Raw genomic sequence first — 20,799 nt, forward strand, 5'->3', positions numbered from 1 at the left:
TAGCGGACAGTGTCGGCTGCTGAAATTGGCGGTGGAACAGCAGAAGTGCTGTTTTCTATCGCTTCAGCGAACCGAGCAAACCCTCCAGAAAGCGCTCCCCCGCTTCCATCTGGCTGATCTCGATAAACTCGTCGGGCTTGTGCGCCTGCTCGATCGAACCTGGCCCGCAGACAACTACGGGCACATCCAGACGCTGCTTGAACAACCCGCCTTCCGTACCGAACGAAACCTTGGACGTCGCGGTATCCGGCGCCGCGAAATTTTTCAGGAACCTTACCGCTTCGACGCTCGGATGGGTGTCCAATCCGGGATAGACGTTGACCGTTTCAATCTCGATGGCTGCCACACTCGAGAGCTTCTGCGCCTCGCGCACGATCCCCTCGGCACGCTCCTGCATCTGGCCGAGAATCTGTTCCAGATCATCGGCCGGCAAATTGCGCACTTCAAAATCCACCGTGCACAGATTCGGCACGATATTCAGCGCCCGGCCACCGCCGATCTGGCCGACGTGCACGGTGGTGTAAGGCACGTCGTAATCGGCATCCCGGGCGCCCTGCTCCTGCAGTTGACGCTGGGATTCACGCAACGCAGCAATGAAATCGCAGGCCACGTGGATCGCGTTGACCGAGCGCGGCGCCAGCGAAGAATGCGCCTCCAGCCCCCGACAATAGGTGCGGTACGAGCCCTTGCCCTTGTGCCCCAGCACAAACTGCATGTTGGTCGGTTCGCCGATCAGGCACAGGAACGGCCGCACCGGCGCCAGGTGCAGCACATCGAGCAAACGCCGCACGCCAACGCAGCCGATTTCCTCGTCGTGTGACAGCGCCAGTTGCAGCGGACGGCTGAGGGAATGTTCAGCAGCCTCAAGCATGGCGTCGATGGCCAGCGCGATAAAGCCTTTCATGTCGCAACTGCCGCGCCCGTAAACCCGCCCGTTCTGCTCCGTCACCTGGAACGGTGGAACCGTCCACGCCTGCCCCGCTGCTGGCACCACGTCGGTGTGCCCGGACAGCAGAATGCCCGGTTGGTCTTTCGGGCCGGTGCTGGCAAACAGATTGGCCTTCTTGCCGCTTTCGTCCTTGACGATCAGCGACTCGATGCCCTTGCTCAGCAGCAACTCGCGAACGTACTCGATCAACGCCATGTTCGACTCCGACGACACGGTATCGAACGCAATCAATCGTTTGAGAATCTCCAGTACACGGGGTTTCATGAGGCTTTGCTCCGTTGTTCGGCCAAGGGGGCGAACCGGCGTATGGAAAAGGGTTCGATCAACGTGGAAGTGCTGCCGGTGCTGATCAGCTCAGCCATGACGTCACCGACGCCCGGCCCCAACTGGAAACCATGACCGCAGAAGCCGAACGCGTAATACAGGCCATCGACCGTACCGCTTGGCCCCATGATCGGCAGCGAGTCCGGCAGATAGCTTTCGATGCCGCTCCAGACCCGGATGATGTTCAGATTGCCGACACCCGGCAACATTCGGCGCATTTGCCGGATCTGGTTGAGGATGCTGCGCGGCTCGACATAAGCGCGGCGATTGAGCATGTCCGGTTTGCTGCGATAGCCGCCGCCAATGATGATGTTGCCGCGCGGAATCTGCCGGAAATAAATGACTTCCTCAGGTATCTTGGTGAACACCCCAATCACCGTCGGCAAGGCGTATGGCACCGGTTCCGTCACCGCCATCTGCGGGCCATGGGTGTCCAGCGGAACCGGTTCGCCGAACTGCGCGGACAGTTTCTCGCCCCAGGCGCCGGCAGTGATCAGCAGTTGTGCGGCGCGATATTGCCGGCCATCGGTGGTGGTGACGCTGAACTCGCTTCCGATTTTCTGCACTTCGGCCACTTCGGTCTGTTCTTCGATACGCGCACCGATCCGCCGCGCCGCCCGAGCGAATGCCGGCGCCGCCAGACGCGGGTTGGCGTGACCGTCGTGCGGCGCGTAGGAGCCCCCCTTCACGTCCGGCCCAAGAAACGGAAAGCGCCGATGCAGTTCAGCGCCGCGATAGACCTGCAGATCCAGTTGGGCCGCCTCCGGTGCAGCGGCATACGCCTCGAGCTCGGCAATTTCGTCTTCGCGGTAACACACACGCATGTGGCCGCTGGCGATGAATTCCAGATCGTCGTCAATCAGCTCCGGCAAGCGCTTCCACAGCGCAAACGAACGGTTGGCCAACTCCAGTTGCCCCAGATAACGACCCTGACGCCGCACGTTGCCGAAGTTGACGCCGCTGGCGTATTGGCCAATCTGGTCGCGCTCGAGCAGCGTCACGGAGTGCCCGCGCTGACGCAGGAAAAACGCTGACGCCGCACCCATGATGCCGCCGCCGATAATCAATACATCACTTTTCTGCGAGTTCATGACGGCTCCTCGATGATGACCATCGGCAACGGTTTGACGGGGGCCTGACCGCGTTGGCGACCGACCTGTTGCACACTCACGCCAGCCGCGGCGGCAATCACTTCGGCGCCGGCCTGCGAGCAGTAGCGGCCCTGGCAACGGCCCATGCCGACCCGACTGAAAGCTTTGGCCCGATTGACTTCGCACGCACCCTTTTCGCTGACCGTACGGCGCAGTTCGCCCGCGCTGATCATCTCGCAGCGACAGACGATCGCCGAATCCGGCAACGCCCCGGCCTGTTCGGCGGGCCAGGGAAATGCCTGCGCCAGACCGAGGCGGAACTGATCCATTACCGCCAGTGCGCGCCGTTGCTCTGTGCGAAAACCGGCATCCACCGGTTGTTGCTGATCCTCCAGCAGCGCCATCGCCACCAGGCGTCCGGCATGTTCAGCTGCATCGGCACCGCGAATCTTGGCCCCGTCGCCGGCGGCGTACACACCGCTGACCGAAGTACGGCCCTCTTCATCAAGCGCCAGCCACCACTGGCCGGACGCTTCATCAAAACGCATGCGACACCCGGCCAGATCGGCCAGCTGGGTTTCCGGACGCAAGTGATACCCCAGGGCCACCGCATCGCAATCGATGTCCACGGTTTCGCCCTTGGCTGAGCGCACGCGCACACCGCTGACGCCGCTAGTGGCATCTCCCGATATGAGCTCCGGCTTGATCCCCAGATGCACCGGTATTTTCGCCTGGTACAACTGCGCCAACAGTTTCATCCCGGTAAACAACACCCCGGGCCGCGCGAGCATCTTCGGCAGCGCGACAATGCGTTTGCTCATCGGCGATGTATCAAGCACCGCAGCGACGTTGGCGCCGGCCTTCACGTACTGGCTGGCCACCAGATACAGCAGCGGACCACTGCCCATGAACACCACGCGATGGCCGATGGAAACCGCCTGCGACTTGAGCGCGATCTGCGCCCCGCCGAGGCTGTAGGTGCCCGCCAGCTGCCAGCCTTCAATGGGCATCAAACGGTCCGTGGCGCCGGTGCACAGGATCAACGCGTCGAAGTCCACCGTTGTATGGTGACCCTGACTGACGCAGCTCAACTGCCTGGGCACCAGATTCCACACCAGCGTGTCGGGGCGGTAATCAATGTGTGGGCGCAAGCGCTCGAAACTCTCGTGCAGGTCGCGCGCCTTGGCCGCTTCAGTCCCGTACAGCGCGCGGTAGTCGCGGGTGAAACCTTCGGGTTGGCGCCGATAGATCTGGCCGCCGTCGCGGCGATTTTCATCGATCAGGACCGGTTTGAAGCCGGCCTTCACCAACGTCTCGGCGCAGCGAATCCCCGCAGGGCCGGCGCCGACGATAACTACCCGTGCAGTGGCCATGTCGCCTCCGGTTGTGTGGTGAGGAGATCCAGCCCTTCACGGACTTCATTGGAGCACGCACGCAGACGTTCGCCGCTGCGCGTCCACACCCAGCAATCCTGGCAGGCGCCCATCAGGCAGAACCCGGCACGTCGACCGGCATCGAATTCCGACTGGCGTAGCGCATCGCCCTGAGTGAGCAATGCGACCATCAGTGTGTCGCCCTGCAACGCCTTGATGGGCACGCCATCCACGGTCAACCCGACGGTCACCCGGCCCTGCTCGGCCAGTCTCACAAAACGAGCGCTCATGCATAGGCTCCCTGATTGAAGGTGGTCACGTCCCGCTGGGTTTTCAGCAGTTCGACGCTGTCGTGGTGGCAAAGAATTTCACTGCCACCGTCGATGATTCGGCGGTTGGGTGCCGTACGGTTGCACAGGCCATCGACGCGCACCGGGCAGCGATTGAGGAAGGTGCACAGCTCGGCGACATTGGCTTTGGGCCCGATGGGCGGCAGTTCGCCGCAAGTCGTCCCGCAGGTTTCCAGCCAGCCCTGGCGCAGCTCCGGCACCGAGTGAATCAACAGATCGGTGTAGGGATGGAACGGCGCCTGCGCAAACGACTGGCGGCTGCCGGCCTGAACTTTATGGCCGCTGTACATCACCACTACGTCATCACACAGCGCGCGCACGGTGGAGATGTCATGACTGATGAACAGGTAGGACACGCCGAGCTGCTCACGCAAGTCGCGGAGCAATTCAAGAATCGCTGCACCGACCACGGTGTCCAGCGCCGAGGTCACTTCATCGCAAAGGATCAGATCGGGTTTGGCCGCCAGTGCCCGCGCCAGGTTCACCCGCTGTTTCTGCCCGCCGGACAACTCGCTCGGACGACGCTCGGCCAAGGCTCGCGGCAGGCGCACCAGATCCAGCAATTCGCCGATACGCTCGCGCAACGCCGCGCCTTTGAGGTTGAAATACATCTTCAGCGGCCGACTCAGAATCGTGCTGATGCTGTGCATCGGATTGAGCGCCGTGTCGGCGTTCTGGAACACCATCTGGATTCGCCGGAATTGCTCGTCGCTGCGTTCGGACAGACAACCGCCCAGCGGTTGCCCGTCAAAGGTCAGCCCGCCCAATGCCGGCGTCAGCAGGCCGGCCACCACGCGAGCCAGCGTTGACTTGCCCGAACCCGACTCGCCGATCACGCCAATCGCCTGGCCCCGGCGCACGGTCAGATCAATGTCTTCCAGTACACGAATGGCCGGCATGCCCTGGGTGTTCTTGTTGCCGTAACCGGCGGTCAGACCGCGAATGGTCAGCAGCGGGGTTTCTTCGGCAATTCCGCAAGGTGGGCGGATCGTCGTGTCCGGCCGCGCGGCCGCCAGCAGACTGCGGGTGTATTCATGACTCGGGCCTTTGAGGAGCGCCGCCGTAGCGCTTTGTTCGAAGATCTGGCCGCCATTGAGCACGACAATCTGATCGGCCATTTGCGCCACCACGGCCAGGTCATGGGACACATACACCGCTGTCGCGCCACGGTCACGCACCACGCGCTTGAACGCACGCAACACGTCGATCTGGGTCGTCACATCGAGCGCCGTGGTCGGTTCGTCGAGGATGACCAGCAACGGATCACTGATCAGCGCCATTGCCGCCATCACCCGCTGCAATTGCCCCCCGGACACCTGGTGCGGGTAACGCTGACCGATGTGATCCGGGTCTGGCAGGGCCAAATCGCGGAACAGCTCAATGGCCTTGGCCTCAAGGGTGGCGCGGGTGCCGAGGCCGTGAATCAAGGCGCCCTCCACCACTTGGTCGATCAGCTTCTTCGCCGGGTTGAAAGCCGCCGCAGCGCTCTGCGCGATATACGACACCCGATTACCGCGCAGGCCCTGCAATTGCTGCTCGCTGAGCGCGAGCATGTCGTGCTCGCCGACCTGTACCACGCCGCCGGACAACCGACAGCCCCGTCGGGCGTACCCCAACAGAGCGAGGGCAATGGTGGTCTTGCCCGAGCCCGATTCGCCGATCAACGCCAGCACTTCACCTTGTTCCAGGGCAAAGCTCACGCCTTTGACGATTTCGGTTTCCCCGTGCTCGCCGCAAGCGACCACGCGCAGGTCTTCAACTCGAATCAATTGGGTCATTTCAATGGCCTCCCGTGCGGCGACTACGTCGCGACGACAATCTGTCGATAAACAGATTCACGCCGATGGTCAGGGTGCCGATGGCCAGCGCCGGGATGACGATGGCCGGGGCGCCCTGATTGAGGCCGCCGATGTTTTCCCGCACCAGCGAGCCGAGGTCGGCATCCGGCGGTTGCACGCCCAGCCCGAGAAAACTCATGCCGCTGAGCAGCAGCACGATGAAACCGAACCGCAAGCCCAAGTCAGTCAGCACCGGGTTGAGCATGTTCGGCAGGATCTCCACGCAAGCAATGTACAAACGCCGCTCGCCACGGGTTCGGGCGACCTGCACGTACTCCAGCGCTTCGATGTTCACCGCCATGCTGCGGGCGATACGGAACGCGCCCGGGGCGAAGCTCAACACTGCCGTGCTGATCAGCAGGGTCACTGAAGAGCCGAACGCCGAAACCATGATCAACGCGAGCATCTTGCTCGGGATCGAGATAAAGGCGTCCATCAAGCGGCTGATCACTTCGTCCAGCCATTTCGGCGACACCACCGACAGCAGCGCGCAACCGGTGCCCAGCGCACTGGCCAGCACCGCCGCAATCAACGCCAGGCCCACGGTGAAGCGCGCGCCGACGAGCACCCGGCTGAGCATGTCGCGGCCCAGATAATCAGTGCCGAACGGGTACACCGCGCTGATGTTGTCGAACACGTTGCCCGAGATCACCTCGCCGACCGGATGCGGCGCCAGCCACGGGCCGAATAACGCAACCAGCAACCAGATAACGCAGATGGCCGCGCCGATGAGTCCCAGCCACACGGGACCGTGAGACACCTTGCCGGCTGACAGATCGGGGGCCGCAGGCGTCGATTTCACAATGAGATTGTTCATTGGTTTCTCAGCCTCGGATTGGACAGAATCGCGCACAGGTCGGCAATCAGCACCAGACCCAGATAAGCCGTACAGAACAACATGGTGCAGGCCTGCACCAGTGCCATGTCACGGTTGGTCACGGCATCGACCATCAGGCTGGCGATGCCGGGATAGTTGAAGATGGTTTCGACAATCACCACCCCGCCGAGCAGATACGACAGGCTCAGCGCAATCGCATTGGCGATCGGCCCGATGGCATTGGGCAAAGCGTGGCGCAGTACGATGCGCATCGGACTGACGCCTTTGAGCCGGGCCATTTCCACGTAGGGGCTGTCGAGCTGGTCGATCACTGCCGCGCGGGTCATCCGCGCCATTTGCGCAACGATCACGCAGCACAGCGTCATCACCGGCAAGGCGTAGGTGCGCATGAATTGCCACGGTGAAGTGATGTCGCTGGCGTAGGACAGCGCCGACAACCAGCCCAGGTTTACCGCAAAGATCAGCACCGCAAGGGTCGCCACCAGAAACTCCGGCACCGCGACCATGGCCAGGGTGGTGAAACTCAGGACACTGTCGATCCGCCCGCCCCGGCCCATCGCCGAGCCGATGCCGAGAACCAGCGCCACCGGCACCGACACCAGCGCCGTGGCGGCCGCCAGCATCAAGGTGTTGGGTACGCGCCCGGCCATCAGCTCGACGACCGGCATCGCGTTGGATACCGACACGCCCATATCGCCACTGAGCAGGCTCATCAACCAGTGCAGGTAACGCACCACACCGGGTTGATCGAGCCCCAGTTTCAGGCGCAGCGCCGCCACCTGTTCCGGGGTGGCAAACTGGCCAAGGGATTGTTGTGCCGCGTCTCCAGGCAGTACCGCCGTGATCGCGAACACGACCATCGATACGATCAACAAAGTCACGATCGCGGCGCCCAGCCGTCGACCGATCAACCACAGTGTGTTGCTATTCATCGCCTACCCTCCTGCACCTGGCTTGCCGTTCATTTCGACGGCTCTGTTCAAGCGTCCAGCCAGACCTGCTCGGCGAACATGTAACCCATGAAGCCGCCGAGCGGGTTGCTGCCGTAGCCCTTGATCCGTTGATCGACGCCGTCGATGTTGCTGATGAACACCGGTATGCCGATGCCACAGTGGTCGTGCACCAGAGTCTGCATGTCCGCATACATCTTGCCGCGCTTGGCATCGTCGGTTTCGCCGCGGGCGAGCATCAGCAACTGATCGAACTGCTCGTTCTTCCAGCCGGACTCGTTCCACGGCGCCTTCGACTGGAAGAACTGCGAGAACATCACGTCGGCGTTCGGACGTGGGTTGATGTTGCCGAAGCTGATCGGGTGCTTCATCCAGTGGTTGGACCAGTAGCCGTCGCTCGGCAGGCGCTTGACGTCGAGTTTGAGCCCGGCCTGTTTGGCCGACTGCTGCAACAGCACTGCGATATCGACGGAACCCGTTGCGGCAGGCGACGCAAACAGCTCCATGCTGATGTTTTCCATGCCCGCTTTTTTCAGCAGGAATTTGGCTTTTTCCGGGTCGTAGACCGTTTGCGGCAGGTCGCTGTTGTAGTAGCGCGAGCCGGGCGCGATCGGATGATCGTTGCCGACCACGGCAAAGCCGCGGAACACCGCCGACTTGATCTGTTCGCGATCGAGCAGGTACTTCATCGCCTGGGTGAAATCGGCGTTCTGACCCGGCAACTGATCCTGACGGATGATCAAATCAGTGTAGTTGCCCGACGGCGCATCAACGACCCGGTGTCTGGCGCTGGCCTTGATCCGGTCGGTGGAGCGTGGGTTGACCTCGTTGATCATGTGCACGTCGCCGGACAGCAGCGCGTTGACCCGCGACGGCTCGTCGCCAATGGCGATGAATTCGATTTCGTCGAGGTACGGCAGGCCAGGCTTCCAGTAGCCGGTGTTGCGTGCGGCAACCGAACGCACACCTGGTTTGAACTCCTTGACCTTGAACGGTCCGGTACCAATGCCCTGGTTGAAGTCGGTGGTGCCTTCGGGAACGATCAGCAGATGCGAGACGGCCAGAATCGACGGCAATTCGGCGTTCGGTGCAGTCAGGCGAATCTGTACTTCGTTGGCCCCCGTGGCCTTGATTTCGGCGAATTGCTCCATCAGTGGCATGACTTTGGAGCCGGTCAGCGGATCCTTGTGTCGTGACAGCGAGAACACCACATCGGCCGCGCTGAGGGTTTTGCCGTTGTGGAACGTCACGTCCTTGCGCAGGGTGATCGTCCACAGGGTCGCATCGGTGTTGTCGATGCGCTCGGCCAGTTCCAGTTGCGGCACCAGGTGCGCGTCGAAACGGGTCAGGCCGTTGTAGAACATGTAGTGCCGCACATAGTCGGTGGACAGCGCACCTTTGGCCGGGTCGAGGGTGTCAGCCGTGGAGCTGGACATGCCGGCGACACGTATCCGCCCACCCGGCTTGCCTTTGCCCGGCGTCGCCGTATCGTCGGCCAACAGTTTGCCGGCAGCACCAAACAGGCTGCCGGCGCCGGCAGCCGCTACGCCGGCCACACCGAGCATTTGCAACGCGTGACGGCGTGACATGCCGCGATTGAGGCCTTCGAACACCCGCAGGCTTGCTTCGCCCGAGATCAGAGGTGAGTCGTTCTTGTGATCAGTCATTTCAGTGCTACCTGTCGAAATTAAGAAGGCTCAAGTGTTCCGGTTGGCCGGAACGTCCTGGAAACGCAAACGACGGTAAAGCCACAGCATCAGCTCAATGCAAATAGTCCTGAAAGCGGTAATAGGCGCCCACGAAAGGCAGGAACCACGGCTTGCCGAAATGCCCGGGGATCGCCGGCCAGTCGAGTTCACGCCAGGGGTTGGCCTCGGCATTGCCGGCCATCACATCGGCCATCACCTGCCCCATGTGCACCGACATCTGCACGCCGTGGCCGCTGTAACCCATCGAGTGGAACACGCCGCCGTGCTGGCCGGCTCGCGGCAAACGGTCGGAGGTCATGTCTACCAGGCCGCCCCAGCAGTAATCGATCCTGACGCCGGCCAGTTGCGGGAACATCTGGACCATCGCCGCCTGCAGCACCTTGCCGCTCTTGGCATCGTTGACACTGTCGGACATGGCAAACCGCGCGCGCCCGCCAAACAGCAAACGGTTATCCGGGGTCAGGCGGAAGTAGTTACCGATCATTCGACTGGTGACATAAGCGCGGCGCCCCGGCAGCAACTGATCGATCAACGCCCGCGGCAGGACCTCGGTGGCAATCACGAAACTGCCCACCGGTACGATTCGCCGCCGATACCAGCCCAGACCACCGTGCTGACAGGCACCGGTCGCCAGCAGAACCTGCCCGGCGTGCAGCGAACCCTTGCTGGTGTTGACCTGATAACCGCCGGCCCGGGCTTTCCAGTCGAGCACCGAGGTGCCCTCATGGATCAGTGCACCGTGACGCACCGCCGCTTCTGCCAGACCGATGCCGAAACGCCCGACGTGCATCTGCACGCCATTGCGCTGCAACAGGCCGCCATGGAACTGCGCAGAGTTGACTTCGGTGCGGGTCTGTTCGGCAGACAGCAATTCAACATCGGCATCGACTTCGTTGCGAATCAGCTCGCAGGTGCGGGCCAGGCCTTCGTAGTGCAGCGGTTTTGCCGCCAGTTTCAGCTTGCCGTTGCGCAGCAGGTCACAGGCGATCTGCTCCTGCTCGACCAGCGACACAACGCTTTGCACGGCACTTTCGTAAGCCTGGTAATAGGCTTTCGCCCGGTCGGCACCGAGGCTGGCGCTGAGGCTGGCGTAATCCTGCGCCACCCCCGTGTTGCACTGCCCGCCATTGCGTCCCGAAGCCTCGCCGATCACCCGCCCGGCTTCCAGCACCACCACACTGGCGCCCTTGAGCGCCAGGGCCCGGGCCGCCGCCAGCCCGGTGAAACCGCCACCGACGATGGCCACATCGACTTGCCCGGGCAAACCGCCGAGCTGTGCGCCGGTGAAGGCCGGTGCGCTGTCGAGCCAGTAGGATTCACTGCCCATGTTCAATCCCGCCTTTGCCAATGAGGATGTCGTTACAGGCCGACCAGTGCGGCCAGACCGCCGATGTCCGGGATCTGGTGGTAGCTGTAGAAGGCGTTGCCCGGTACTTCGTGACCACGGGCGACGAAGGCCTTGTTCTTGATCTTCATGTCGTGGGCCGGCATCAGGTCGTAACGGAAGCTGGAGGACACATGCAAGATGTCTTCCGGGCCGCAGTTGAGGTTGTCGAGCATGTACTCGAACGCCGCCAGACGAGGTTTGTAGGCTTGTGCCTGTTCGGCCGTGAAGACTTTGTGAAAAGGTGCGCCGAGTTTTTCGACGTTGGACATGATCTGGCTGTTGCTGGCGTTGGAGAAAATCACCAAGGGAATCTTGTCGGCGATTTTCGACAGGCCGGCCGGTACGTCCGGGTGCGGGCCCCAGGTCGGAACGGCGTCGTAATACAGCTGGCCTTCTTCGCGGTATTCGATTCCCCAACGCTTGCAGGTACGCGCCAGAGCGGTCTTGAGAATCTCGTCATACGGCATCCAGTCGCCCATGACCTGGTCCAGGCGATAGGCCGAGAAATCCTTGACGAACTGATCCATCTGCTCAGCGGGAACGCGATCGGCGAAGAGTTCGCGGGTCATTGTGCCCATGTGGAAATTGGTCAGCGTTCCGTAGCAGTCGAAGGTAATGAATTTGGGGCGAAGAAAGCTCATTGAGTGCGTTCCTGAAGTTCGTTGAGGTCAATGGCGCTACAAGCATTTGCCTGGTTTGCGCAGTAGCGATGCAACGCTGCAGCACACCGTCATTACAACACCGTGAAATCAGCAGATGGCGTTAAAAGCGACCTCCGTTCGATACAAATCACCGTTTTGGTCATTCCACTCAGCAGACTTTGCGGTGCGCTCCAGCCTTGGGCAAAGCCCCGGTTTATGCGCACTTATGGGCCTTTATCTGGCGCTTTTGATTTCCGACAGCGACTTTGCCCGCAGAAACTGCGCCCCATCGCAGCCTTGGCATCAGTTGCTGCGGCGCAGGTCAGCCCGGTTCTGAATCGAGGCGATTGAACCTACATCCTGCGCCTGAGCGACGAGACTCGGTACAAGCCTTTTATAGGGTAAAAAGGCCCAAGCATTTGCTGCCGACACAAGGCCCGGATTAAGTAGTAAGTGTGGTCTTCGGGACCGTGCTTCGCGGAATCTGCCGAATATTCCCTGCCCCCTTGTCAGGCTTTCATCCAGATGGGATACAGGCTTCACCTCGGCGCAAAACCCGGCGCCAGCGCACACTCTTGATCGGAGAATCGCCATGTCCACCCCGCTCCCTTCCTACGTCTATCGGCCGATGACTGCCGACGACCTGCCCAAGGCTCATGCACTGTCCGTGCAATTGAAGTGGCCCCATCGACTTGACGACTGGGCCATGCTGCAACGGGTCAGCGAAGGCTTTGTCGTACTCGATGGCGAGCGTTTGATCGGCACCGCGTTTGCCTGTCCGCAAGGTGATTTCACGACCATTGGCCTGGTCATTGTCAGTGACGATTACCAGGGCCAGGGCATCGGGCGAAAGCTCATGGAACACGCGCTGCAGGCTTGCCAGTCAAGCACGGCGATATTGAATGCAACCGTGGCCGGCGCACCGCTGTATGCCAGTCAGGGTTTTGTCGAGTTTGGCCGGATTCAGCAGCACCAGGGCCAGGCGCAAGCCCCTTTGCCCGGGCCATTGGCAGACGGTGAAGAATGCCGCCCATTGCGCGAGTCGGATCATGCGCGGGTGCTGGAACTGGCCAATGCCGGGAGCGGACTGGATCGGCGAGCGGTGCTTACCGATCTGTTCGCCGTCGTCGAGCATTCGGTGGGCATTGTGCGTGACGGTCAGTTGCAGGCCTTCGCCCTGCTGCGCCCATTCGGTCGCGGTCGTTGCATCGGCCCGCTGATCGCCGAAAACCTTGAGCAAGCCCAACACCTGATCGCGACATTGCTGGCCGGGATACCGGATGCCTTTGTGCGCATTGATATTCCAGCGGATTGTGGCCTTTCCGACTGGCTGGAAGCAGCCGGCCTGAAGAAAGTAGACACCGTGGCACAAATGTCCCGCGGTGCAGCACCGCAGGCACACCATGGCGTTCGGCAGTTTGCCCTGGTCACTCAAGCCATCGGCTGACTATCGCGCTGGCGCTGGTCGCCCCCCAAGAAATCCCCTCAAGACCTGGAGCTTCACCCGTATGTCCGAACCTTGCATCATGCTGTTGGCTCGTGCCGATGGCAGTCGCGTCGACACCGCTTTCAAACAGCAACCCTTGAACGCCGCAGACCCTTTCCCGACCGGACGTCAGGTTGCCTGGTCAGGGAGCGACGGCATATCTGCAGGCATCGTCGAAGCAGGCGCAAGCCTTGTTATCGAGGACTTCCCGCACACCGAGGTGATCGTAGTCCATGCGGGGCATGTGACGTTGAAAACCCGGGAGCGGACGCTGGAACTGGCCGTCGGCGCCAGCGCGGTCATCGGCCGGGGTACGGCCCTGCGGATCGAAGCAAAGACCGGCACCCGGTGGGCGTTTTGCGCGATGGCCACCGCAGCCGCGACACCCGGCCTGACGTTGCTTGATCCGCTGGCACACCTGTCTCCCTCCGCCGCGCCAGAGCAACAGATTCTGATCGGTCCGACACCGCAATGCCGGTCACGTAATGCCTTCGAAGACGCCACGACCGATCTGCGTGTCGGCGTGTGGGACTCGACGCCCTACGAACGTCACGGTCGCCCGCACAAGCTCAATGAGCTGATGTACCTGATCGAAGGCAGCGTAACGTTGCAGACGCCTGAGGGTTTGAGCGTGACCGTCAATACCGGCGACAGCGTGTTTGTTGCGCGCGGGGCACCGTGCGCCTGGAAAAGCACGCGCTATGTACGCAAAGTGTATGCGGTCAAATAGGGTCAGTCATAAAGCGCCTTGTCGAAGCGGAACGAAGCCCCATAGGCCGACGCAGGCAGGTGATTGGAGTGATCTGCCCGTAACCGCGAGCGGAAAGTGCCACTCTGCGGTTGAGTCCGGTACAGCCCACGCTTTTGCAGTTCGGGAATAACCAGTTCGACAAAGTCCTCAAGACTGCCCGGGCTGATCAACGGGTTGAGCATGTAGCCGCTGGTGCCGGAAATTCGCGCGTGCTCTTCGATGCGCTCGGCGACTTGCTGCGGTGTACCGACGAGAATCAGGTCGCTGCCACGGGTAACGCTGGCGAAGCGCTTTTTCACATCACCCGCCGTCAGCGGCTTGCCACTGCCATCGGGGCGCATCACATAAGAGGTCAGGCCTTCGGTGTGCGTCGAGAGTGCATCGCTGTCGGCGTAGCGGCTGATGTCGATGCCGGTGTCGCCGGCGTAACTGACCAGTTGTGCCTGCAAGTGATAGTTGCTTTGCAACTCGTCGTATTTGCGCTGGGCTTCGATTTCGGTTTTGGCCGTGACGATGCGCAGTACCGTCAACGATTTCACGTCTTCACGTTGACGCCCAAGCGCCTGCGCCTGGGCCCAGATGTCTTCCAGGCCCTGCCGGATTTCCTGCGGGTTGGATTTGGCGATGAAGATCAGTTCCGCGTGCTTGGCGGCGAACTCTCGACCGCGTCCCGACCAGCCCGCCTGAATCAGCAATGGTGTGCGCTGCGGCGACGGAGCGGTCAGGTGCGGCCCGGCGACACGATAGTGCGCACCCTTGTGATTGATCGGTCGCACCCGCTCGCCTCTGGCATACAGCTGGCGGGACTTGTCGGCAACCACGGCGTCGTCGGCCCAACTGCCTTCCCAGAGTTTGTACACCACATCGAGAAACTCTTCGGCGCGCTCATAACGATCGTCATGCTTGATCATTTGCTCCAGCCCGAAATTGCGAGCGGCGCTGGACAGGTAAGAGGTGACGATGTTCCAGCCCTCTCGCCCATTGGTGAGGTGATCAAGCGTGCTGAAGCGCCGGGCGTGGGTAAACGGGTGCTCATAACTGGTGGTCACCGTGACACCAAATGCCAGGTTTTCCGTCACGGCCGCCAACGCCGGAATGATCATCAACGGATCGTTGGCCGGTGCTTCCACCGCCCATTTCACTGCCGCATCGGCGTTGCCACCCAGCACATCGTAGAAGCTCAGCACATCACCAAAGAACAACATATCGAGGTGCGCCTGATCAGCAATCCGCGCCAGGTTTGACCAGTAGCCCAGCGAGTTGATCGCCAGGCGTTCGTCAGCCGGGTGCGTCCACAGACTCGGCGCACCGCCGCACCCGACGCTGGCTTGTTCATAGAGTGCAAACAGCAGAGGTTTAGGATCGGACATCTTGGTTCCTGCAAGAAATCATTCAACGGAATGGCTCAGCGCTGATGCTTGAAGCCTCTGCCGTAATGGCGTTCGAGGCGATGCTGGATCAGTTCGAGACCGATAGATAACAGCCAATAGATGGCGGCTGCGGTGGTCAGCATTTCAATGTAACGGTAGGACGAACGCCCGTACGACTGCGCCAGAAACATCACTTCCCAAACACCCATGACCGAAATCAGGGACGAGTCCTTGAGCATCGAAATGAACTGGCTGGTGGTCGGCGGAATGATCGTGCGCATGGCTTGCGGCAGGATGATATGGATGAATGTTGCGGCGGGTCTCAGGCTCAGTGCGGCGGCTGCTTCGCGCTGACCCGGGGCAACCGCGAGGATGCCGGCACGAAAAATCTCACTGAGATAAGCCCCGTAGTTGAGCGACAGCGCGATGATCCCGGCGCTGATTGCGCCTGGCACCACACCCAGCTGCGGCAGCCCCAGATAGATCAACAGGATCTGGATCAACAGCGGCGTGCCGCGAAAGAACGAGGCGTAGAAGCTGGCGATACCAAACGCCACGGCGCTGCTCGACAGCCTGGCCAACGCGGTGACAAAGCCCAGCAATAACGAAAACCAGATCGAGCAGAAACACAGGAATATCGTCAGCGCGGCGCCCTGCAAGAACCCGTTCGGCCCCAGATGCAGGCCGACCAGGTTCGGCCACTTTTCCAGAATGATCGAAAACTTCAGATCGAAGCGCATGAAAAACCACACGCCCAGACCCGACAGCGCCGCCCACGTCAGATACAGACGCGTGCGAAAACCGAACAGCTGACGTGTCAGTGGCGGCTGCTTTTGCGGGGTAACAGCCGCTTTGGCCGGATGCGGATTGATTGCTGTCATTGGCTGATATCAGAACCGATCCACTTGCGGGATATTTTGCTTAGCGTGCCGTCAGTCTTGAGTTGTGCGATGACTTCGGTGACTTTCGCATTCCATTGCGCATCGCCTTTTTCGACCGCCACGACGTTCGGTTCGGCATACAGTGGATCTCCGGCAATCTTGAAGCGCGGATCCTGAGCGATGCGTTCACGCGCGGTGATCAGGTTGGTGACCATAGCGTCCAGGCGCACGCCGGTACCGAGTGCGAGATCCTGGAAGGCAACGGTTTCATTGTCGTAAGGCGCGATCTGGACATTGTCGAACGGATAGCTCAACGGTTTGTCCTCGGCGCCTTCAATGACCAGATCCTTGTTCAGATAGGCCTCATAAGTCGACGCACTGATCACACCGACTTTTTTGCCGGACAAGTCCTTGCCAGTGGCAATGTCCTTGTCCTTTTCATTGACCACGATCACCGCCGGTGACTGGTAATACTCCACGGGAAAGTCGAACACTTCGGCCCGCGCCTTGCTCGGCGTCATCGAGCACACGCAGATGTCGTATCGACCGTTCCAGTGCCCGGCGGCAATCACGTCCCAGGAAGGCGTTTCAAGTTTCAGCTTGACCCCAAGCCGTTCGGCCACAGCTTTAGCGACATCCACATCGAAGCCGTCGAGCTGGTTCTGGTCATTGAGAAAAGAGAACGGCGGGTAACTCTCCATCAGGACACCGGTGAGTTCACCTTTTTGCGTCACGCGATCAAGGGTTGGCCCCGCAAATGCTGCAGCGCAACTGACGGCGAGCGCCAGGCCAAGTGTCAAATGTGTCGGGATCTTCAAGTGCGAATGCTCCAATCAGGAAAAACCTGATTAGATTAAAACGCACTATAAAATTAATATGAACTTCGTTTTGGGAATAAAAAGCTGCGCTTGGGCTATATGGATTCCAGACCTCACCCTTAAGCAAAGCGCGCTCCACTCCATGCTCTGTAGGGGCAAGCAAACGATTAACTTGTACGATGTCCTATCACAGGTTATTAGTACGCCTCCCTACAAAAATAAAACCACGGAGATTGCTACATGGACTCATCCCTGTCCGCCAAGCCTGAAAGCCTCGAACAGGTAAAGGGCAATACCCGCCGCAGCTTCCTGAAAAAATCCCTCGCTGTTTCCGCCACGCTCGCTACCGGCTCTGCCTTGCTGCCCAGTCTCGCTGAAGCCACCGAACCGTTGAGTCAACGCTACCCGGATCCACTGATTCACATCCTCGACGACAGCTTCCTCGACTTGCGTATTTTCAACGCCAGTGTGGAAAAACTCGCCACCGGCATGCGCTGGGCCGAAGGACCGGTGTGGGTCGGTGATGGCCGCTATTTGCTGGTCAGCGACATCCCTAATAATCGCATCATGCGTTGGGACGAAATCACCGAGACCTTCACCGTGTACCGTGAACACTCGAACTTCTCCAACGGAATGTGCCGGGATCGCCAAGGGCGGCTTATCGTCTGCGAAGGCTCTACCACCACCAGCGAAGGCCGCCGCGTCACGCGCACCGAATACAACGGCACGATCACCGTGCTGGCCGACAGCTTTGATGGCAAGCCCTTCAACTCGCCCAACGACATCGTCTGCAAAAGTGACGGATCAATCTGGTTTACCGACCCGCCATTCCAGACTGGCAACAATTACGAAGGCCACAAAATCACCCCGAGCCAACCGCACGCCGTTTACCGCATCGATGGTGAGAGCAGAAAGGTCACTCGGGTGATCGACGACCTTAACGGCCCCAATGGTCTGTGCTTTTCTCCCGACGAGAAAACCCTGTATGTCGTCGAAGGTCGCGCCAAACCCAATCGCCTGATCTGGGCCATTGCCGTGAAGGAAGACGGCACACTGGGCGAGCGCCGCAAGCACATCGAGGGGCTGGACTACGCGGCAATCGACGGTATCAAGTGCGACGAAGCGGGCAACCTCTGGTGCGGCTGGGGCGGCAATGGCGATCCCAGGGCTGACCTGGAAAAACTCGACGGCGTGCGGGTTTTCAATCCACAGGGCAAGGCCATCGGCCATATTTCGCTGCCAGAGCGCTGCCCGAACCTGTGCTTCGGGGGGCGCGAAGGGAACAGGCTGTTCATGGCAAGCAGTCACTCGATCTACTCGCTTTTTGTGAATACTCGCGGGACTGCGTTTGCTGTGTAAAAACGCCGTTCATCTCGCGGTCGCTTCGTGAGTATCGAAACAATATCTCGCCGCGCAGCCAGGGATGCGCGGCATTCAATCCCGCTCGCCATCCCTGAATCAACGAGGCTGCCTGCGGTCTTTCAACCGATAAGTTCCTGAGCCGTTGCTGCCAGCTGACTACCGACGCGGTCTTTCAGGCTATCGATAAAGCGAGTGATTTTTGCATCGACGAACTGTCGTGACGTGTAGACGGCATAAACGTTGCGCTCGTACGTATGGTAGTCAGGCAGAACCCGCACCAGTTTTCCGCAGCGCAAATCATCGATGGCAGTAAATCCGGCCAACAAGCCGATTCCGGCCCCTTCCCGAATGGCAATAGCCATCGCGTCCATGTCATTCACGCTGAAGCTCGGTCCGGTGGGAACGAAGGTCGCGTCACCCGATTTGCTCTTGAGCTGCCACTCATCCCGCACATAGTCCACCGTTCCGAGCAGCAAGCATTGATGAGCGCTGAGTTCGTCAGGCGTGGTCGGGGTTCCGTGTCGATCCAGATATTCGGGCGACGCTGCCAGTACGCAATGACTGACGCCGATCTTCTGACTGACATACGCTGAATCCGGCAGCGTACGAGCAATCAGGATCGAGACATCCAACTGGTCCTCGAGCAGGTTAGGCATGCGTTGCGAGAGCATCAAATCCACGGTGACGTCCGGAAATTCATCGCGGTACGCCAGCACTGCGCCGGTCACCAGGTGCCGAGCGAGTCCAGGTACGCAGTGCACGCGCAAGGTTCCTCTGTGCTTCAAGGCTGCATTGCTCGCTTCGGCTTCTGCACTTTCCAGGTCAGCCAGGATTTTGATGCATCGCTCGTAGAACCGACGACCCGCGTCGGTCACCGAAAGACGTCGGGTAGATCGTTGCAACAGACGCGCATCGAGCACATTTTCAAGTGCCGAGACGGCGCGCGAGACATTGCCGACAGTGGAGTCCAGATGGTTCGCAACGGCCGTGAAACTGCCCATCTCGACCACTTTTATGTACACCGACATATTTGAAAGTTTATCCATCCTGATCGTCCTTCAGACCTGCAATCCGCTCGAGACAAGTGCGGATGCTACACCCTCCCCCCCGGCAACCGATATTACCTCTGGGGACAACAATGATTCCCTCGTGGCCGGCTAAATCAAGCGACTCACCTTCCATAGACTTGGTTTCACGGAGCGCTTGCCCGTCCCTGACAACCAACCAAAGGCCACACCATGAACAACTCCTACGATCAGCTTTATCTTTTCATCGGTGGTGAATGGATCGATGCGCAAGGTCGCTCTACGGCAGCCGTCGTCAACCCTGCGACCGGGCGTGAAATCGGACGTGTTCCCCTCGCCACTGCCGGCGACCTTGACCGCGCCCTGGAAGTGTCCCGAGTGGGCTTCGAACAATGGCGGCAGACGGTGCCGGACCAGCGCGCGAAAATCCTCAAGCGCGCCGCCGATCTGATCCTGGAACGAGCCCCGCACATTGCAGCGCAGATGACCCTGGAAGAAGGCAAGCCACTGAGCGAAAGCATGGATGAAGTGGTGCGAGCCGCAGAGTATTTCGAATGGTTCGCCGAAAGCGCTCGGCGCATCGACGGCCGTGTTGTACCTGCCAACCGCCCCGGTGTACTGCAACTGGTCAAACGCCAGGCCATTGGCCCGGTCGCAGCTTTCACGCCGTGGAATTTTCCGGCCATCACGCCTGCCCGCAAACTGTCGGCGGCCCTGGCGGCGGGTTGCAGCGTGATTCTCAAACCCGGAGAAGAAAGTCCCTCCACCGCGCTGGCCCTGGCACGGGCGCTGGACGACGCAGGCCTGCCCAAAGGCGTGCTGCAAGTGGTCTTCGGCGTACCGGATCAGGTGTCCAGCCAGCTCATTGCTTCTCCGATCATTCGAAAAGTGACATTCACAGGCTCCGTGCCCATTGGAAGGTTGCTCTCGGCCCGCGCCGCCGAGGGCGTGAAGCCCATTACCCTTGAGCTGGGAGGTCATGGCCCGGTGTTGGTATTTGCAGATGCGGACATCGAAAAAGCCGCGGTAGAGGGTGTCGCGAACCGCTTTCGCGGGACCGGCCAGGTGTGCATCTCGTCGACCCGGTTCATCGTTCAGCGTGGCGCCTATCAAGCGTTTGTCGATCACTTCGTCGCGGCCACCAAAGCCCTGAAAATCGGCGACGGCTTCGATCCACAGACTCAGGTCGGCCCGCTCGCCAACCCAAGGCAGTTGGTCAAGATGGAGCAATTGATAGCCGATGCCGTCGAGAAAGGCGCACGGGTCTTGGTCGGTGGCGAGGCGCTTCCCGGAGACGGCTTTTTCTTCCAGCCCACCGTTTTGGCAGACGTGCCCATGAACGCCCGAATCATGCACGAAGAACCTTTCGGCCCCATCGCCGTGTTGATGCCTTTCGACGAGCTGGCCGACGGCCTGCAAGAAGCGAATCGATTGCCGTATGGCCTTTCGGCCTATGCGTTCACTTCCAATGCACGAACAGCCATCGACGTGGCCGACGGACTGGAAGCCGGAATGATCGGGATAAACCAGTACCGCATCGTCGCCACCGAGCTTCCGTTCGGCGGCATGAAAGAAAGTGGTCACGGCTCCGAAGGCGGTGTTGAAGGCATCGAGCACTACCTCACCCACAAATTCATCAGTCAGGTTTAAGGGAGC

18 protein-coding genes are annotated in these 20,799 nt (G+C 60.6%); 4 read left to right on the top strand and 14 right to left on the bottom strand.

Features of this window, described 5'->3' with window-relative positions; genetic code table 11:
* Nucleotides 1–55: 55 nt before the first annotated feature.
* The 10 genes from argE to ABFB52_RS15220 form a co-directional block, all read right to left on the bottom strand.
* The gene (gene argE / locus ABFB52_RS15175) at nt 56–1,213 is read right to left on the bottom strand and encodes an acetylornithine deacetylase (RefSeq protein WP_129972895.1); all 1,158 of its coding nucleotides are present in this window, start codon (nt 1,211–1,213) and stop codon (nt 56–58) included.
* Entirely contained in the window at nt 1,210–2,364 is a 1,155-nt protein-coding gene (locus ABFB52_RS15180; RefSeq protein ID WP_129972896.1) for an FAD-binding oxidoreductase, read from the bottom strand. Before ABFB52_RS15180 ends, argE begins: the two co-directional genes overlap by 4 nt.
* Nucleotides 2,361–3,737, bottom strand: coding sequence for an FAD-dependent oxidoreductase (locus ABFB52_RS15185; protein WP_129972897.1), 1,377 nt, complete (start codon nt 3,735–3,737; stop codon nt 2,361–2,363). The genes ABFB52_RS15180 and ABFB52_RS15185 overlap by 4 nt, the downstream gene beginning before the upstream one ends.
* Nucleotides 3,719–4,027, bottom strand: coding sequence for a (2Fe-2S)-binding protein (locus tag ABFB52_RS15190; RefSeq protein ID WP_129972898.1), 309 nt, complete (start codon nt 4,025–4,027; stop codon nt 3,719–3,721). The genes ABFB52_RS15185 and ABFB52_RS15190 overlap by 19 nt, the downstream gene beginning before the upstream one ends.
* Nucleotides 4,024–5,865: an ABC transporter ATP-binding protein gene (locus ABFB52_RS15195; RefSeq protein WP_129972899.1), complete on the bottom strand. Its 1,842-nt coding sequence runs from the start codon at nt 5,863–5,865 to the stop codon at nt 4,024–4,026. Before ABFB52_RS15195 ends, ABFB52_RS15190 begins: the two co-directional genes overlap by 4 nt.
* Before the next feature lies 1 nt (nt 5,866).
* A complete protein-coding gene (locus ABFB52_RS15200) occupies nt 5,867–6,742 on the bottom strand; it encodes an ABC transporter permease (RefSeq protein WP_129972900.1) in 876 nt (291 codons plus the stop codon).
* Nucleotides 6,739–7,695: an ABC transporter permease gene (locus ABFB52_RS15205; protein ID WP_085603594.1), complete on the bottom strand. Its 957-nt coding sequence runs from the start codon at nt 7,693–7,695 to the stop codon at nt 6,739–6,741. Before ABFB52_RS15205 ends, ABFB52_RS15200 begins: the two co-directional genes overlap by 4 nt.
* 47 nt (nt 7,696–7,742) lie before the next feature.
* Nucleotides 7,743–9,380 carry an ABC transporter substrate-binding protein gene (locus ABFB52_RS15210; RefSeq protein WP_085603590.1) on the bottom strand — a complete coding sequence of 546 codons (1,638 nt, stop codon included), beginning with the start codon at nt 9,378–9,380 and terminating at the stop codon, nt 7,743–7,745.
* A 94-nt stretch (nt 9,381–9,474) separates the two neighbouring features.
* Nucleotides 9,475–10,749, bottom strand: coding sequence for an FAD-binding oxidoreductase (locus ABFB52_RS15215; RefSeq protein ID WP_085603587.1), 1,275 nt, complete (start codon nt 10,747–10,749; stop codon nt 9,475–9,477).
* Between the two features lie 32 nt (nt 10,750–10,781).
* Nucleotides 10,782–11,450, bottom strand: a complete 669-nt coding sequence (locus ABFB52_RS15220) for a haloacid dehalogenase type II (protein ID WP_039768553.1) — start codon at nt 11,448–11,450, stop codon at nt 10,782–10,784.
* A 592-nt stretch (nt 11,451–12,042) separates the two neighbouring features.
* Between ABFB52_RS15220 and ABFB52_RS15225 the strand changes: the two genes are divergently transcribed.
* Together ABFB52_RS15225 and ABFB52_RS15230 are read left to right on the top strand one after the other, a co-directional pair.
* The gene (locus ABFB52_RS15225) at nt 12,043–12,897 is read left to right on the top strand and encodes a GNAT family N-acetyltransferase (RefSeq protein WP_129972901.1); all 855 of its coding nucleotides are present in this window, start codon (nt 12,043–12,045) and stop codon (nt 12,895–12,897) included.
* A gap of 61 nt (nt 12,898–12,958) precedes the next feature.
* Nucleotides 12,959–13,666 (top strand): cupin domain-containing protein, encoded by a 708-nt coding sequence (locus tag ABFB52_RS15230; RefSeq protein ID WP_129972902.1) that lies wholly within the window; start codon nt 12,959–12,961, stop codon nt 13,664–13,666.
* 2 nt (nt 13,667–13,668) lie between these two features.
* On the opposite strand, the gene ABFB52_RS15235 is transcribed toward ABFB52_RS15230, so the two are convergent.
* From ABFB52_RS15235 to ABFB52_RS15245, 3 genes are read right to left on the bottom strand one after another with little or no spacing between them, the layout of a single operon-like run.
* Nucleotides 13,669–15,057, bottom strand: coding sequence for an LLM class flavin-dependent oxidoreductase (locus tag ABFB52_RS15235; RefSeq protein WP_129972903.1), 1,389 nt, complete (start codon nt 15,055–15,057; stop codon nt 13,669–13,671).
* A 35-nt stretch (nt 15,058–15,092) separates the two neighbouring features.
* A complete protein-coding gene (locus ABFB52_RS15240) occupies nt 15,093–15,938 on the bottom strand; it encodes an amino acid ABC transporter permease (protein WP_129972904.1) in 846 nt (281 codons plus the stop codon).
* Nucleotides 15,935–16,756: an ABC transporter substrate-binding protein gene (locus ABFB52_RS15245; protein ID WP_085745631.1), complete on the bottom strand. Its 822-nt coding sequence runs from the start codon at nt 16,754–16,756 to the stop codon at nt 15,935–15,937. The genes ABFB52_RS15240 and ABFB52_RS15245 overlap by 4 nt, the downstream gene beginning before the upstream one ends.
* Before the next feature lie 240 nt (nt 16,757–16,996).
* Here ABFB52_RS15245 and ABFB52_RS15250 point away from each other — a divergent pair, with 240 nt between their 5' ends.
* Entirely contained in the window at nt 16,997–18,115 is a 1,119-nt protein-coding gene (locus tag ABFB52_RS15250) for an SMP-30/gluconolactonase/LRE family protein (RefSeq protein WP_129972905.1), read from the top strand.
* A 122-nt stretch (nt 18,116–18,237) separates the two neighbouring features.
* On the opposite strand, the gene ABFB52_RS15255 is transcribed toward ABFB52_RS15250, so the two are convergent.
* Complete coding sequence (locus ABFB52_RS15255) at nt 18,238–19,164, bottom strand: LysR family transcriptional regulator (protein ID WP_129972906.1); 927 nt, start codon at nt 19,162–19,164, stop codon at nt 18,238–18,240.
* 192 nt (nt 19,165–19,356) lie between these two features.
* Here ABFB52_RS15255 and ABFB52_RS15260 point away from each other — a divergent pair, with 192 nt between their 5' ends.
* Nucleotides 19,357–20,793 (top strand): NAD-dependent succinate-semialdehyde dehydrogenase, encoded by a 1,437-nt coding sequence (locus tag ABFB52_RS15260; protein ID WP_085745628.1) that lies wholly within the window; start codon nt 19,357–19,359, stop codon nt 20,791–20,793.
* The last annotated feature ends 6 nt before the right edge of the window (nt 20,794–20,799 follow it).

Source organism: Pseudomonas sp. 9.2(2024), assembly GCF_039695385.1.
GTDB lineage: Bacteria > Pseudomonadota > Gammaproteobacteria > Pseudomonadales > Pseudomonadaceae > Aquipseudomonas > Aquipseudomonas paraglycinae.

What these genes read in the sequence shown, in the direction of transcription:
- ABFB52_RS15190 (WP_129972898.1), bottom strand. Translation starts at nt 4,027, where the DNA reads ATGAGCGCTCGTTTTGTGAGACTGGCCGAGCAGGGCCGGGTGACCGTC.
- ABFB52_RS15235 (WP_129972903.1), bottom strand. Translation starts at nt 15,057, where the DNA reads ATGTCCGATCCTAAACCTCTGCTGTTTGCACTCTATGAACAAGCCAGC.
- ABFB52_RS15210 (WP_085603590.1), bottom strand. Translation starts at nt 9,380, where the DNA reads ATGACTGATCACAAGAACGACTCACCTCTGATCTCGGGCGAAGCAAGC.
- ABFB52_RS15260 (WP_085745628.1), top strand. Translation starts at nt 19,357, where the DNA reads ATGAACAACTCCTACGATCAGCTTTATCTTTTCATCGGTGGTGAATGG.
- ABFB52_RS15195 (WP_129972899.1), bottom strand. Translation starts at nt 5,865, where the DNA reads ATGACCCAATTGATTCGAGTTGAAGACCTGCGCGTGGTCGCTTGCGGC.
- argE (WP_129972895.1), bottom strand. Translation starts at nt 1,213, where the DNA reads ATGAAACCCCGTGTACTGGAGATTCTCAAACGATTGATTGCGTTCGAT.
- ABFB52_RS15185 (WP_129972897.1), bottom strand. Translation starts at nt 3,737, where the DNA reads ATGGCCACTGCACGGGTAGTTATCGTCGGCGCCGGCCCTGCGGGGATT.
- ABFB52_RS15240 (WP_129972904.1), bottom strand. Translation starts at nt 15,938, where the DNA reads ATGACAGCAATCAATCCGCATCCGGCCAAAGCGGCTGTTACCCCGCAA.
- ABFB52_RS15200 (WP_129972900.1), bottom strand. Translation starts at nt 6,742, where the DNA reads ATGAACAATCTCATTGTGAAATCGACGCCTGCGGCCCCCGATCTGTCA.
- ABFB52_RS15255 (WP_129972906.1), bottom strand. Translation starts at nt 19,164, where the DNA reads ATGGATAAACTTTCAAATATGTCGGTGTACATAAAAGTGGTCGAGATG.
- ABFB52_RS15205 (WP_085603594.1), bottom strand. Translation starts at nt 7,695, where the DNA reads ATGAATAGCAACACACTGTGGTTGATCGGTCGACGGCTGGGCGCCGCG.
- ABFB52_RS15250 (WP_129972905.1), top strand. Translation starts at nt 16,997, where the DNA reads ATGGACTCATCCCTGTCCGCCAAGCCTGAAAGCCTCGAACAGGTAAAG.
- ABFB52_RS15220 (WP_039768553.1), bottom strand. Translation starts at nt 11,450, where the DNA reads ATGAGCTTTCTTCGCCCCAAATTCATTACCTTCGACTGCTACGGAACG.
- ABFB52_RS15215 (WP_085603587.1), bottom strand. Translation starts at nt 10,749, where the DNA reads ATGGGCAGTGAATCCTACTGGCTCGACAGCGCACCGGCCTTCACCGGC.
- ABFB52_RS15225 (WP_129972901.1), top strand. Translation starts at nt 12,043, where the DNA reads ATGTCCACCCCGCTCCCTTCCTACGTCTATCGGCCGATGACTGCCGAC.
- ABFB52_RS15230 (WP_129972902.1), top strand. Translation starts at nt 12,959, where the DNA reads ATGTCCGAACCTTGCATCATGCTGTTGGCTCGTGCCGATGGCAGTCGC.
- ABFB52_RS15180 (WP_129972896.1), bottom strand. Translation starts at nt 2,364, where the DNA reads ATGAACTCGCAGAAAAGTGATGTATTGATTATCGGCGGCGGCATCATG.